The 14,315-nt window shown below is 61.5% G+C and carries 12 protein-coding genes; 5 read left to right on the top strand and 7 right to left on the bottom strand.

Features of this window, described 5'->3' with window-relative positions; all coding sequences use genetic code 11:
* Positions 1–56 precede the first annotated feature (56 nt).
* The 3 genes from QZ329_RS12455 to QZ329_RS12445 form a co-directional block, all read right to left on the bottom strand.
* Positions 57–1,241 carry a Gfo/Idh/MocA family oxidoreductase gene (locus tag QZ329_RS12455; RefSeq protein ID WP_295753080.1) on the bottom strand — a complete coding sequence of 395 codons (1,185 nt, stop codon included), beginning with the start codon at positions 1,239–1,241 and terminating at the stop codon, positions 57–59.
* A gap of 13 nt (positions 1,242–1,254) precedes the next feature.
* Positions 1,255–2,187 carry a TIM barrel protein gene (locus QZ329_RS12450; RefSeq protein ID WP_295753077.1) on the bottom strand — a complete coding sequence of 311 codons (933 nt, stop codon included), beginning with the start codon at positions 2,185–2,187 and terminating at the stop codon, positions 1,255–1,257.
* Positions 2,188–2,272: 85 nt separating this feature from the next.
* Complete coding sequence (locus QZ329_RS12445) at positions 2,273–3,277, bottom strand: substrate-binding domain-containing protein (RefSeq protein WP_295753075.1); 1,005 nt, start codon at positions 3,275–3,277, stop codon at positions 2,273–2,275.
* A gap of 564 nt (positions 3,278–3,841) precedes the next feature.
* Between QZ329_RS12445 and QZ329_RS12440 the strand changes: the two genes are divergently transcribed.
* From QZ329_RS12440 to QZ329_RS12430, 3 genes are all read left to right on the top strand, one after another.
* Positions 3,842–5,350, top strand: coding sequence for a sugar ABC transporter ATP-binding protein (locus QZ329_RS12440; RefSeq protein WP_295753073.1), 1,509 nt, complete (start codon positions 3,842–3,844; stop codon positions 5,348–5,350).
* A gap of 23 nt (positions 5,351–5,373) precedes the next feature.
* On the top strand, positions 5,374–6,381 hold the full coding sequence (locus QZ329_RS12435) for a hypothetical protein (RefSeq protein ID WP_295753071.1): 1,008 nt from the start codon (positions 5,374–5,376) through the stop codon (positions 6,379–6,381).
* Positions 6,382–6,450: 69 nt separating this feature from the next.
* Positions 6,451–7,365 (top strand): AEC family transporter, encoded by a 915-nt coding sequence (locus QZ329_RS12430; protein ID WP_295753069.1) that lies wholly within the window; start codon positions 6,451–6,453, stop codon positions 7,363–7,365.
* A 54-nt stretch (positions 7,366–7,419) separates the two neighbouring features.
* Here the strand turns inward: QZ329_RS12430 and QZ329_RS12425 are convergent, their stop codons facing one another.
* Both QZ329_RS12425 and QZ329_RS12420 read right to left on the bottom strand, forming a co-directional pair.
* Positions 7,420–8,295: an AraC family transcriptional regulator gene (locus QZ329_RS12425; protein ID WP_295753067.1), complete on the bottom strand. Its 876-nt coding sequence runs from the start codon at positions 8,293–8,295 to the stop codon at positions 7,420–7,422.
* Positions 8,296–8,525: 230 nt separating this feature from the next.
* Positions 8,526–9,146, bottom strand: coding sequence for a helix-turn-helix transcriptional regulator (locus QZ329_RS12420; RefSeq protein WP_295753065.1), 621 nt, complete (start codon positions 9,144–9,146; stop codon positions 8,526–8,528).
* A 269-nt stretch (positions 9,147–9,415) separates the two neighbouring features.
* On the opposite strand from QZ329_RS12420, the gene QZ329_RS12415 reads away from it, so the two are divergent.
* Together QZ329_RS12415 and QZ329_RS12410 are read left to right on the top strand one after the other, a co-directional pair.
* Complete coding sequence (locus QZ329_RS12415; protein WP_295753063.1) at positions 9,416–10,270, top strand: GNAT family N-acetyltransferase; 855 nt, start codon at positions 9,416–9,418, stop codon at positions 10,268–10,270.
* Positions 10,260–11,588: an MATE family efflux transporter gene (locus QZ329_RS12410; protein WP_295753060.1), complete on the top strand. Its 1,329-nt coding sequence runs from the start codon at positions 10,260–10,262 to the stop codon at positions 11,586–11,588. The genes QZ329_RS12415 and QZ329_RS12410 overlap by 11 nt, the downstream gene beginning before the upstream one ends.
* A gap of 15 nt (positions 11,589–11,603) precedes the next feature.
* Here the strand turns inward: QZ329_RS12410 and QZ329_RS12405 are convergent, their stop codons facing one another.
* Together QZ329_RS12405 and QZ329_RS12400 are read right to left on the bottom strand one after the other, a co-directional pair.
* Positions 11,604–12,323, bottom strand: coding sequence for a Crp/Fnr family transcriptional regulator (locus QZ329_RS12405; RefSeq protein ID WP_295753058.1), 720 nt, complete (start codon positions 12,321–12,323; stop codon positions 11,604–11,606).
* A 98-nt stretch (positions 12,324–12,421) separates the two neighbouring features.
* Positions 12,422–13,750: an amidohydrolase family protein gene (locus tag QZ329_RS12400; RefSeq protein WP_295753056.1), complete on the bottom strand. Its 1,329-nt coding sequence runs from the start codon at positions 13,748–13,750 to the stop codon at positions 12,422–12,424.
* Positions 13,751–14,315 lie beyond the last annotated feature (565 nt).

The raw sequence follows: 14,315 nt of genomic DNA, 5'->3' as shown, positions 1-14,315 counted from the left end.
TTGGCCAGAACGTCAACGTCAAAGGCGATTTTCATTGGAAGCGCTCCTTTCCAAAATCATGTCGTACCATACTTCACCCAGGCGGCGCCGTGGTCCGCCGACTCCACGCACTTCTCAATCCATTTGATTCCCTGGGCCCCAGCCTTCACGTCGGGATACCAGAAATCCGAATACTCCCCCTTGTCGGCGTCCGCCATGGCCAGAGCGAAACGGCGGTAAAGGTTGGCCCAGGCCTCGAAGAGACCTTCGGCATGGCCGCCGCCGATGCGGTCCTCCACCCGGGCCTCGTCATAGAGATAGCCCGCGCCCCGCTCCAGAATGCGGACCGGCTCGCCCTCCACCTCATAGCTCATCTGGTTGGGCCGCTCGTCGTCCCACTCAAGGGACGCCTTGGAGCCGACCACCCGGATTTTGTGGTAGTGCCGCGCGCCGCAGTTGATGGAGCTGGCCCAGCAATAGACCTGAGCGCCCGCCTGAATGGAGCGGCTGCCCTTCAGATTCATGATGACAAAGGCGTTGTCCTCCAGCTGGCGGCCCTCCACAAAAGCGCGCTTCGTACACATCAGACTGTCGATTTCCAGGTCCGGAATCATGGCTTCGATAATGTACAGCGGATGGGTGCCCACGTCGCCCAGGGCAAAAGAGGGACCCGCCTTGGAGGGGTCGAACCGCCACTTGGCGGCGGGGACCCGGTCCTCGATCTTCTCGTTGTAGCCGCCGAAGGCAAAGCTCATGTTGATGACCCGAATCTCCCCCAGGTCGCCGTTTTTAATCATCTGCCGGGCCTGCTGAATCATCTGGTGCCCGGAGTAGCCATAGGTCACGCCCACCACCCGGTTTTTTGCCTTGGCCAGGGCCTTCAGCTCCTCCGCCTCGGCGGAGGTGAAGCACAAAGGCTTCTCGCAGACCACATGAAGTCCCGCCTCCAGGGCGGCCTTGCACACCTCGTAGTGCAGACTGTTGGGCGTGGCGATGGTTACGGCCTGAATGCCGTCGGGCCGCTTGGCCTCCTCGGCGAACATGGTCTTATAGTCGGGGTAGCACCGCTCCGGGGCCACGTGCAGTTTCTCTCCGAACTCCCTGCCCCGCTGGGGAACGATGTCAAAGGCCCCGGCCACCAGCTGGAAGTTGAAGTCCCGCAGGGCGGAGGAGCGGTGAATATAACCGATCTGACTGCCGACGCCGCCGCCCACCATGGCCCAGCGGATGGGATTTTCTACGCGCTTGTCGCCGTAATACATGCTGCTGTCCTCCTCAAATCAAATAGCCTACCGATTTCAGATAGTCCACGCTGGCCTTCACATCACGCAGGCTGGTGTCGGAATTGCGGGGGTCCCGCTCCTGTTCGATGGTGATATAGCCGCTGTAGCCAATGTCCTCCAGGGCTTTTTTAATGCCCGGATAGTCCAGGCTGCCCGTGCCGATGGGGCACATGGAGCCCTTTCCGCAGCCCTCAAAAAAGCGGATGCGCTCCCCCAGCACCTGCTGATAGACCGGCTCGCAGACGTCCTTGAAATGGACGTAATCCAGCCGGTTCGCGTATTTTTTCAGGTACGCCGCCGGGTCCATGCCGGAGTAATAGAGGTGCCCGGTGTCCAGGCACAGGCCGGCCAGCTCATAGGGAATATCCCGAACCACCGCCTCGATTTCGTCGGCGAATTCGATATAGCCCCCGGCGTGCGGGTGGATCACGGGCCGGACGCCGTATTCGTTTGCCCTCCGGCACACCGCACGGACGTTTTCCATAAAACCGGCCCATTCCTCCCCGGAGAGGCGGGGGGCCCGGTCCGAGTGGCCCGCGGCGTAATCCCGTTCGTCGTGGCCCCAGTCCATGACGGTCATGTAAGGCGTGGGGAACTTCTGCCCCTCGTGCCGGGGCAGGCGGGGCAGGCGGCTGTCCGTAATCAGGGTGCAGATATCGTCCACCGCGTTCAGGACGCTCTCCTGATTGGCCGGGTCCAGCAGATCGTGGAAGATGGTCCCCGCGACGATGGCGAGGCCGTTTTGCGCCAGCTCCGCTGAAACGGCCTCCGCGTCAATGGGCAGGTAGCCGTAGGGGCCCAGCTCGATGGCCCGGTAGCCCGCCAGGCCGGCCTCCTTCAGCACCCGCCGCCAGGGGGGAAGATAGGGATTTTTTGGGTCGTCCACGCCCCAACAGCAGGGCGCGCCGCAGATGCTCATTTCCATAATGGCATTTCCTTTCGGTTTTTCTTGAGGGGAGGCGGGCGGAGCGAAGAGGCTCCGCCCGCAAAGTATGCTTGGAAGCAACTGCTTATTTGATGAAGTCGTCCACGTTCTCCGCCGTCACCAGCTGAGGCTGGATATTGTAGTAGTTGTCCACCAGCCCCTCCACCTCGGTGCCGTTGAGAAGGCCCAGCGCGCAGAGGATGGTGCCCTCGCCCTGGGCGACGGGGTCCTGGAAGACGGAGCAGGCCATGGTGCCCGCCTTCACGGCGGCGCAGCCGACGTCAGTGGCGTCGATGCCCACCACGGGGCAGATGATTTCCTTGCTGCCGTTGGTCTGCATGGCCTCGATGACGCCCAGGGCCATCTCGTCGTTGTTGCAGATGACGGCGTCATACACGTCGCCGGTGTTCATCATCTGGCTGAACAGGTCCATGGCCCGCATGCGGTCCCAGTTCGCGGTGTTTTCCACATACGTGGCGTGAATGCCGTTGGCGGCCAGGGCGTCCTTGGCGGACTGGGTGCGCTTGGTCACGTTGTCCAGGCCCAGCTCGCCCATGAACATGGCGATGTTCACGTCCGTCTTGCCTTCGCTCTGGAAGATGCCTGTCAGGTAGTTGCCCTGTTCCGTTCCATAGAGGGTCTCGTCGGTGCCCACATAGACCACCTTGCCGTCCTGAAGCACATCCAGGCTGGGCTGGCGGTTGACGAAGACCACCTTCATGTCCCCAGCGGCGGCCAGCACGTCGGCGGCGGAGTCGTTGTTGCAAAGACCCACGATGACGGCGTCATAACCGTCGGCCTCCCAGGTCTGGACGTGGGAAATCTGGGCGGAGACATCGCTGGCGGCGTCCAGGATGTTGATCTCAATGCCCTCGGCCTCCGCCTTGGCCTGAATGGCCTTTTCCATGGAGGTCTGGAACTGATCCCGGGCGGGCATGGAGTAGCCGATTTTGTAGCTGCCGCCGCTGCTGTTGTCGCTCTGCGCAGGGGCGGAGCCGGAGTCGGAGGGAGCGGTGTCCTTCTGGCCGCAGGCGGCCAGAAGTCCGATGGTCATGACGCATACCAGCAAAAGCGCAAATCTTCTTTTCATAATTTTTCTGCTCCTTTTCTTCATATTTTCGTTTCGCCGGACGGGTTTGTCAAGCGTTATGTTTATTATAGGGGCTGGCCAATTTGGAAACCTTCACATTACTGCCTCTTCTTGCGGCGGTTTTGGGGAAATTTCCAACAAATATGCGGGGCGGCGGTTTGGATGCTTCACTTTCTTGTTTTCCCTCCCGGTCCGGCGGCGCCGGGTGCGGGGCGGCGGCCCGGTCCGAATCCGGTGGGTGTGAGAAGGAGACTTTGGAAGATTGTGGAGGCCGTTTTCCGGCGGATTTTGCCCCTGTGCGGTTTTCAGGAGTGATTTTGAATAGGAATGCGAATGACCGGGAGCCGTGTTTGAAAGTGCCGGGGGATGCAGGATTATGGAGTGAACAAAAAGTCCGGGGAGCTTTTTGTGAACTATCATGGGCAAATCGAAGCAAACCCCAGCAGGATAGTGAAGGGCAGGAGGCGGCAATCCACCTATAATAAAGGAAACGGACGGCGGCGGACTTCCCGAGGTGCATTTGGCCGTCGCCGGTGGAATTGAGAGAAAGGTTGGAGGTGCGAAGTGAGCGAGTACATATTGGAAATGACGGATATTGTGAAGGAGTTTCCAGGTGTGCGGGCCCTGGACGGCGTGGAGCTGAAGCTGCGCCCGGGCAAGGTACACGGGCTGATGGGGGAGAACGGCGCGGGAAAATCCACCCTGATGAAGTGCCTGATCGGCATTTATCACAAGACGTCCGGGAGCATCCGCTTCAAGGGGAAGGAGATCAACTTCAAAAGCCCCATCGAGGCGCTGCAAAACGGAATCTCCATGATTCACCAGGAGCTGAACCCGGTGCTGGAGCGGCCGGTTTCGGAAAATGTCTGGCTGGGTCGGGAGCCCTACAAGGGCTTCCACATTGACCACAAGAAGATGCGGGCGGACACCATCGAGCTGTTCAAGGAGATGGACCTGAACATCGACCCCGATGAGAAGATGGGGAACCTGACCGTGGCCCAGATGCAGATGGTGGAGATCTGCAAGGCGGTCTCCTACCACCCGGACGTGATGATCCTGGACGAACCCACCTCCTCCCTGACGGAGAACGAGGTGGTGCACCTGTTTTCCATCATCCGCAAGCTCCGGGACGGCGGCTGCGCCCTGATTTACATCTCCCACAAGATGGACGAGATTTTCCAGATCTGCGACGAAATGACCACCCTCCGGGACGGCCGCTTCGTGGGCCACGACCTGGCGGAGGAGACCAACGTGGATGCGCTTATTACCCGCATGGTGGGGCGGGAGGTGTCCAACATGTTCCCCAAGGTTCCCTGTGACATAGGGGAATCGGTGCTGGAGGTCCGGGAGCTCCGCTCCGGCAAGCAGGTAAAGGGCGTCTCCTTCACGGTCCGCCGGGGCGAGATTCTGGGCTTTGCCGGTCTGGTGGGCGCGGGGCGCACGGAGACGGTGGAGACCATCTTCGGCATGCGCCGCCAGGACGGCGGGACGGTTTGGAAGGACGGGCGGGAACTGAAAATCGCCAGCCCCCGGGACGCGATCCGGGAACAGATCGCCCTTTTGACCGAGGACCGGCGGGGCAACGGCATTGTGGGCATCCGCTCCGTGAAGGACAACACCATTCTGGCCCATCTGTCCGCCTATGGCTTCCCCCTCAAGCACCGGCAGATCAGCGAGGACACGGAGAAATACGTCCGGGCGATGAATACCCGGACGCCCTCCATCGACCAGCTGATTATGTACCTCTCCGGCGGAAACCAGCAGAAGGTGCTGATAGGCCGGTGGCTGCTGACGGACCCGGACGTGCTGATTATGGACGAACCCACCCGGGGCATCGACGTGGGCGCCAAGGCGGAGATTCACACCCTGATTTCCAAGCTGGCCGCCGAGGGAAAGGCCATCATCCTGATCTCCTCCGAGCTGCCGGAGGTCATGGGTATGTCGGACCGGATCGTCGCCATGTACGAGGGCGAGGTGACCGGCATCGTGGAGCGGGACAGCCCCCAGTGGAATTCGGAGTACATTATGGCCCTGTGCCATGGGCAGACGGTCGGAAGCGCCGCCGGCGCCTGAAATGAGAAAGGAGAATCGAAGCCATGAACGCGAACAAAACCCTCAAAGCCAGACAGTGGATGAGCCAGAACTCCATTTGGGTCGTCCTGATCTTTATGGCGGCGCTGATGTCCATCCTCTCCCCCACCTTTCTGACGGCGAAGAACCTCGTCAGCGTCCTGACCACGGAGTCCATCACCGGCATTCTGGCCGTGGGCGTCATGTGGTGCATCCTCTCCAAGGGCATCGACCTCTCTCCCGGCGCGCTGGTGGCGCTCACCGGCGTGGTTACCGCCTCCCTGGCCCAGAAGTTTGAGTACGGCGCTTCCCGGCTGTTTCCCAACCTGCCGGACATCCCCGTAGTGGTGGCCATTCTGGCCGGACTTGCGGTGGGCACCTTCTTCGGCGTGATCAACGGCCTTCTGATCGCCTATACGAAAATCCCGGCCTTCATCGCCACCCTGGGCACCCAGCTGATTGCCAGGGCCCTGGCCCAGCTCTACACCAACGCCTATCCCATTCCGGAGCTGAAGCAGGGACTGAAGAACGTGGCGCAGTTTGAGCTGTTCCAGATTTCCGGCGCCTCCGTCACCGTCATCATCGTCCTCTTCATCCTCTTCGCCTGCATATCGGGCTTCATGCTGACCCAGACCCGGTTTGGCAAAGCCGTCTACGCCATCGGCGGCAACGATCAGGCGGCCCGGGTGGCGGGCATCAACGTGGAGAAGAACATCATCAAGGTCTATACCTGGTGCGCCTTCTGCGCCTCGGTGGGCGGCGTGCTGCTGGCGGCCCGGTCCGGCGCGGGCAACTCCTCCGTGGGCGTGAACTATGAGCTGGACGCCATCGCCGCGGCCACTGTGGGCGGAACCTCCCACTCCGGCGGCGTCTGCCGCATCTCCGGCGTCATCGCCGGGATTCTCATCATGGGCATTTTGAAAAACGGCATGATGCTGCTGAAAATCTCCCCCTATCTCCAGCAGGTCTGCAAGGGCATCATCATCATTGCCGCCGTGGTGTTCGACATGCGGAAAAACGCCAAGAAAAACTGATTTGCTTCAGCCGCCAAAAGCCAGGGGCATGCCCCTGGCTTTTTGACGGACGGAAAGGAGGGGCGCGCCATGGGAGAGCTTTCCGCGAAACTTTCGGCCCTTTTTCTGGTGCTGCTTTTGGGGATGCTCTGCCAGAAGCGGCTGCGGCTGCCGGAGCGCTTCTGGCAAAGCGCCAACGAGCTGGTTGTCCGTGTCACCCTGCCCGCCATGATTCTCGCTTCCATGGACAAGGCGTTTTCGGCGGAGGCGCTGGAGACCAGCCTGGAACTGCTGGGGATTGCCGTCTGCGCCTTCGGGGCAGTGACCGCCGGTTTGGAGGCGTGGCGGCGGTTTTCCAGACTGCCGCCTGCAACGCTGGGGCTGTATCAATACCTGATTCTCGTGGGCAACACCGCCTTTATGGGCTATCCGGTCATCCAGGCCCTCTGCGGAAGCGAGGGTGTGTTTTACGCGTCGGTCTTCAACCTGGTCCACAATGTGGTGACCTTTTCCTACGGGGCGGCCCTCTTCCAGAGGGGCGTTCCCCGCCGGCGGGAGCCGTGGCGAGGCAGCGCCTGCCTGCTGTCGACGCTGGCGGGGATCGCGCTGTTTCTCTCCCCCGTCCGCCTGCCGGGTTTTCTGCGCCAGACGCTGGACTGGGTGGGAGGGATCACGATTCCCCTGTGTCTTTTGTCCGTGGGAGCGCGTATGGCGGGGCAGTCCTGGAAAGACCTGTTCCGGTCCGGGGCGGCGGTATGGCTGTCCCTGATCCGCACCGTGCTGTTCCCGCTGCTGCTGGTTCCGGCGCTGCGGGCCACAGGCTGCTCCGGCGTGACGCTGACGGTTCCCGCCATCCTGTTTGCCACTCCTGCGGCCCTGACCGCCGGGGCCTTCGCCGGGCGCTATGGGGCGGACGAGGCGCTGGCGGGGCGGACCGTGGTGCTGAGCAACCTGCTTTCCCTGGTCACGCTGCCGGTGCTGGCCGCAGTGCTTGCCTCCCTGTGAACATGCAAAAAGGCCCGCCGGGCCGGGGAACTTCCCGGGTCCGGCGGGCCGCGTTCAGGGCATCGCCTTGCCCCGCATGGCCTCCAGATACTGCTTTTTGTAGCGCATGGGCGAAATGCCCACGACCTTTGTAAAGATGGTGTTGAAGTAGTTCGTGTTGTCGTAGCCCACCAAAGTGGCGATGTGGGTGGCCGTGTAATCCGTGGTGGTGAGGTAGGTCTGGGCCAGGCCGATTCGCCGCCGGATCACGTATTGAATGGGGGAGTAGCCGATGCAGCGCTTGAAGACGTGGGAGACGTAGGACTGGCTGCACCCGAAGGCGGCGGCCACGTCGGCGAGAACGATCGGCTCGGTATAGTGGACGTCCAGATACCGGCGGATGCGGTCCGCCATTTTGATGTCGTCCTCCGAGCTGGGGTGGATGAAGGAGGCCTCGTCCAGCTCCCGGGCGATCAGAAGGAAGGACAGGGCCAGACTTTGGGCCAGGGCCTTCCCGGCGGCGTCGGTATCCAGACGCTGGTAGGCGCACTCACAAAGCTGCTGCAAGAAATCGAACTGCGTGCCGGAGGAGCGGACGGGGTGACTGTCCCCGGGGATGATGTGATTGGCCGGGAGGGACTCAAACTGCAAACCGAAAAAGGCGAAGCAATAGGTGCCAATCTCCGTGTGGGAGACGCTGCGGACCTCATGGGACTCGTCCTGGTTGTAGAAGAGGATGTCGCCCTCCTGGATGGGGAAGGAGTGGTTGCGGATGGCGTAGGAGCCGAACCCGCGGTAGACCAGCAGAAGCTCGCAGAAGGAGTCGTGGCTGTGCATGGGGCGGTCGTGCTTCTCGCCGCCGAACTGCTGCTTGGTGATGTAAAGAAGCGTCGGGGGCCGCTTGTTCTCAAAGGCGCGGGAGAGCGGGTCCGATTCAAAAAAACGGTTCATATCCGATCCACTCCTTCTTTGGGTTTCTGCTTCTATTATGCCATAAACCCCGCAAAAAGAGTTCCGTATCCTGCTTCTATCTTCCTGGAAGTCCTGGATGATTTATACAAAAAACGCCGGGATGGAGTTGGCTCTCCACTATCCTGCTTCCCGCCAGTCCCAGCCGGACAAAAAAGAGCGTTGGCCCCGCGGGGCGGAAGGCCGCGTCTCATTCTGCGGGCGGGGGCGGTTTATGACTGCCCGCACAGCGCCTCGATGATTTTCCGCTCCGGATTGGGGGTGACGCAGTCCTCGCAAAACTCCGGCAGATATTTCTCGCAGATATCCGCCCGTATGATGGCGTGTCCCCCAAACATGCAGAAGACCTTGACGTCCGCTTCGCTGTTGATGAACATGGGGGGTTCCGCGGTATCCGTGCACCACGCGATCGCCGCCTGGGGGTTGACGGGCCGGAGCCTCCGGATTTCCAGTCCCTTGCTCTCATCCGCCCAGCCGGCCCAGGAGCTCTGCCCGCCAAAGCTGCCGTCGTGGTTGATATAAATCCAATAATACGCGGCGTCCTCTTCGATTTCAAACTCTCGTTTGCGGCGCAGATAATGCTCGAAATGCGAGTGCCAGGGGCTGCGTTCCCGGTCCTCCCTGCGGAGCGGAGAGGCGTCCGGTTCCAGCAGGTAATCCGTGGAGACGCCGAAAAAGGACGCCAGCTCCATCAGCGTATGCGTGTCCGGCGTGCTTCCGCTCTCATAGCGCTGGATGGTCTTGGCGGTGGAACCCACCTTTTCCGCAAGCTGCGCCTGACTGAGGCCCGCCACTTTGCGCAGCCACCTGATTTTTCCTCCGATCGAGTTCATGCCATCACTCCTTTGGTTGGTTGATAGGCCAATTTTATCAGCGTTTTTGTCAAAAGGAAAGAGACAATTGTGTCCCTGCGGGACACTTACTGCCCCAGGACATGGGGCCGCCGGAGGTGTCCTGCCGGCGAGTTTTGATTTCGCATGCGCGCGCTGCCGCCCTTGGTTCCGCTTGCGTTCCGGCGGACGAATTCTTATAATAAAACCGCAAGAATGATGAAAAGCGGCTTGGGCCGTTGTGGTACAATCAGCGGGAAAGGAGGGAGATCATGAGCGGCTATACGGTTGAGCATGTCGCGGCGGTGCTGTCCTTCGTGGAAGGGCATCTTCATGAGAAGCTGGATTTGGACATGGTGGCAAGCGCGGCCCGCTATTCCAAGTACCATCTGCACCGGATGTTCACGGACACGGTGGGGCTCACCTTGCACGGTTATATCCAGCGTCGGCGGCTCACCGAGGCGGCGAAGCTGCTGGCGTCTTCGCAAAGGCCGATTCTCGACGTGGCGCTGACGGCTGGTTATGAAAGCCAGCAGGCCTTTGCCTCCGTCTTCAAGGCCATGTATAAGCAAACGCCGCTAGAGTACCGGCGGGGCGGAGTCTTCTATCCGCTCCAGCTTCGATTTGCCTTGAACCCGAACCCAACGGCTCTGGACACGGTTACGCGGGAGATTTCATACGCCGTGCCGGCGGACCTTCCGGACTGGATGAAATTTACCGCCCTTGTCGTTGGCGGTTTTCCCTGCCTTGAGGAAGGCGCCCATCTGGAACAAATCAAACAATCCGTCCGGCGGCGTCAAGCGCTTATTATGCGGGATGGTTCCACCATAATGGGAGCCGCCGCGTTTTCCTATCAGACCGGGAGCATCGATTTTCTGGCGGTGCATCCGCAATACCGGCGGTATGGAGTGGCAGAGGCGTTCCTGGACGTTCTGACGCGCCGCCTGCTTGCGGGCCGGACCATCAGCATCACAACGTTCCGCGAGGGGGACAGGGCCGATACGGGGCAGCGGGAGGAATACAAGCGGCTGGGCTTTGCCGGGGCGGAGCTTCTCACGGAATTCGGCTATCCCACCCAGCGGCTCATTCTGCCGCCAAAAGAGGAGAAAAGCGACTATGGACCATAATATGTTAGACCAAAAATGGAGCGCAGGATCTCTCCTGCGCTTCGCGTTTCCCACCATCTTCATGATGATGTTTATGGGGCTGTATACCATGGTGGACACCGTCTTCGTGGCGCAGTTTGTAAATACGGACGCGCTCTCCGCCATCAACATCGTGTGTCCCGTTGTCCATATCACGGTGGGGATGGGGACGATGATTGCGGCGGGCGGGAACGCCATCGTTTCCCGAAATATGGGAGCGGGTGAACAGCAGGAGGCAAAGGAGAATTTCACGCTGCTGATCCTCACAGGCGCGGCGGTTGGATTTCTCATTTTCCTGGGCGGAACGGTCTGGGTTGAGGAAATCGTGCGTGCTCTTGGGGCCAGCGGCCTGCTGGTTCCCTACTGCAAGGATTATCTCACGGCGCTGCTCTTGTTTGCCCCGGCAAACGTCTTGCAGACGCTGGCTGCAAACCTCTTTGTGACGGCGGGGAACCCGGGCCTCGGGTTTGGGCTGTCCCTTCTGGCGGGGGCGGCGAACATCGCTTTGGACTATATTTTCATTGTCCCCTGCGGCCTGGGCATCCGGGGCGCGGCTTTGGGGACCGGGTTTGGGTACCTGATCCCTGCGGTTGGCGGGCTGATTTATTTTGCGGACCGCAAAGGAACGCTGTCTTTCACAAGGCCGAAGCTGAAATGGGCGGTGATCAGGGAAAGCTGTTTCAACGGCTCGTCCGAAATGGTAAGCCAGTTGGCGGCGGCCGTCACAACATTTCTCTTCAACCGCACCATGATGAACCTGTTGGGAGAAGACGGAGTTGCGGCAATCACCATCATCATTTACTCCCAATTCCTGCTGAACACGCTGTATATCGGCTGCGCGATCGGAATAGCCCCTATCATCGGATTTAACTATGGGAACGGAAATGAGGTCCGGCAGAAACAGGTTTTCTCCATCAGCATACGGTTTATCGCGGCGGTGTCGGTACTGATCTTTGCGGCTTCCAGGTTCGGCGGCTCCTATATTGTGCGGCTGTTTGCGGATGATACGTCGGAAGTCTATCGAATCGCGGCGGATGGCTTTGCGATGTTCTCCTACAGCTTTCTGTTCTGCGGTCTGAACCAGTTTGCATCCGCCATGTTCACCGCGCTGTCCAACGGAAGAGTATCCGCGATTCTTTCCTTTCTGCGGACCTTCGGCCTGCTGGCGGGAGGCATTGTGCTGCTGCCCCGCGTTTGGGGGCTCGCCGGAGTATGGCTGGCGGCGCCAGTCGCGGAAGGGGTGATGTTCGCGGTGTCTGTAGCGTGTCTGGCGGCGTACCGCAGCCGGTATGCGTATTGAGAGCGGCCGCTTCCGTCAGGAAAACGAGCCGTTTTTGTTCTGGGACATGTAGACCCTCAGCTCCCGCTGGGCCCGCCGGTACTGTTCGGCGCTGAAGGCTGCCTTGCCCCGCTGGATGGAGAGAATGCCGTCCTTGGCAAACTGGGTCAGGGTGCGGTTGATGGTCTTCTCCGTCAGGCCCACCTCCTCGCTGATCTGGCGGCGGGTTTTGTGCAGGACGGCCTGCCCTGCGGTACGAATCCCCTGTTCCTCCGTCTGGCGGACCAGATATTTCAGCAGCACATATTTGGCGGAGTGAAACAGCCGCTCGCCCCGGTTATAGCTGGAGCAGTACAGTTTGGCCGCCACATGGCGGCTGACGGCCCGGAGCAGCCCAATGTCCTGCCGGAGCCACGCGTCGAAGGTCTCCACCGGCAAAGAGGCGACCAGACAGTCCGTCACCGTCTCGATGGTTACGGAAGTGGTGGCGGCTTCCGCCAGCAGGGTTACCTCGCCGATGAAGGACACTGCCTCGTTCATCTCAATCATGAGCATATTGCCGTTTTCAAACTCGTTCACCACCCGGAAGACCCCCTGCAGCAAGATGCCGATCCGATCCAGAGGGCTGTCCTTCTGGTGAACGAGGGTGTGGGCGGGGTAGGTTTTAAGCTGAAAACAGCCATCCAGATCATCGGGGATCTGGGCGGTGAAGGCCCGCAGTCCCGGGGCCAGCTCCAGCAGCTCGGCATAGCGCATTGCAGTCCCTCCATCTCCGCCTCCGGCGGCCATAAGTGGGGAAAACGCCCCTTGGAACCATGATAACACGGTTTCAAGGGGCGCACAAGCTCTTTTCTTTACTGCCAGCGGGAAAGCCAGGGCTGCTGAGCAAACAGCCGCTCCGCCTCCCAGCGGACCCGCTCCCGGTCCACGGTCAGCAGCTCCCGGTCCTTCATCAGCAGCTTCCCGTTTACGATGGAGTGCCGCACGTCGGAGCCGCTGGCGCTCTCCACCAGGGTGTGGACCAGGTTCTGGGTGGGCCAGAGGTGGGGGGCGTCCGTGTCCAGGGCGATGAGGTCCGCCGTCGCGCCGGGCTGAATCACCCCTAAGTTCGATTCCATCAGGGCCGCCGCGCCGCCTCGGGTGGCCATGGACAGCAGAACCTCGGCGGGCATGACGGAGGAATCCGCCGTCCCCACGCCGCGGGTGACGTTCATCACCCCTCGGAACAGCCGCATTTCCCGGAAGAGGTCCAGCCCGCCATGGGCGGTCCCGTCGGAGCCCAGTCCCACCGAAATTCCGGCGTGAAGGAGCTGCGGCGTGGGGGGCACGCCCTTGCCGCAGTTGGAGAAGGGGCAGTGCGCCACCCGGACCTGCCGCCGGGCCATGATCTCGATTTCCTCCTGACTGAGGAAGATGCAGTGGGGGGTGGTCATGGGGGCGGCCAGCAGGCCCTCCTCCTCCAGCCAGACGAAGGGACGCCGGCCATAGCGCTCAATGAAGTCCGTCACCTCGCTGGCGTACTCGTTCATATGGGTTTCCACTGGCACGCCGTCCGCCGCCGCCGCCTCGAAGACCGCCCGGAGGAGCTCCTCGCTGACGGCGGTGGGAGTGGTAACGGAGTAAATGGGCTTCAAAAGGCCGGTCAGGGCGCTCTTCATGGCCCGCAGGCGGTCCACCGCCGCCGGGACGGAGGGGGCCCGGAGGCTCTCGGGGCAGAAGGGGTTGTCGTTGGTCATGACGCTGAGGCGGCCCCGAAGTCCCGCCGCCTGATAGACGCCGGCGTAAATCTCCGGATACTTCCCCCCCGCGTCCACGAAGCCGGTGGTGCCGCAGGAGATCATCTCCATAGCCGCCAGCTGGGCGCTGAGGCGGGAGCTTTCCGGGTCCAAACGGCTCTCAAAGGGGACGTTGACCCGCTTCCAGATGACGGGCTTTTCATCCAGAAGCCGCCCCCGAAGGAGCTGCTGGCTGGTGTGGAGATGGCCGTCCACCAGGCCGGGCATCCAGAGGAGAGAGGAGCCGGAGAGGACGGTCTCCGCCTGATAGGCGGTTTGGTCCTGATCCACGATATCCAGAATGCGTCCGTCCCTGACGGCAATGGACTTCCCGGAGACCACGGTCATGTCCGGGGCGAGATAGCGGGCGTTGATGAGGAGCAGATCGCAGCGGAGATTGTCAGGCATGGTAAAAAACCTCCCGTTTCATTTCAGCAGCATAAACAGGGAAAAGCAGATGGAGAATATGGCCACGCCCCGTTTCAGCAGGGACTGGGGCACGTGGGCGGCTGTGACGCTGCCCGCGAAGACGCCGGCGGCGTGGCCCAAAACCGCCGCCAGCAGCACAGGCGCCAGGCCGGACAGCGTCTCGCAGCGGCTCGCGTAGACCGCGATGGCGGGCAGGGCGATGAAGACCGAGTCCAGAAGGGCCACGCCCACCGCCATTTTGGCGGGCACGCCCATGGCCACCAGCAGGGGCATCACCAGCACCGGCCCTCCCGCCCCGGAGAGGGCGCAGAGCAGGGCTGTGGCAAAGCCCAGCGCCAGAAGCGGCAGGGGCTTGGGAAAGGAGCTCTCCTTGTCCGGGCCCTTCTGGGGCCGGAGCTCCCGTATGGCAATGGCGGCGCCGGAGAGAAGGACCACCACATAGAGAACCACCTTGACGGTCTCCGCCGCCAGCAGGCCCCCCAGGGCCGCCCCCAGCAGATCGGAAGAGCACACGTCTGAACTCCAGTCACATTACTCGATCTCG

It is taken from the genome of uncultured Oscillibacter sp. (genome assembly GCF_910579365.1).
GTDB lineage: Bacteria > Bacillota > Clostridia > Oscillospirales > Oscillospiraceae > Oscillibacter.
Note: the sequence above shows the minus strand (reverse complement) of the source record. Positions and strands in the feature narration are given on the sequence as shown.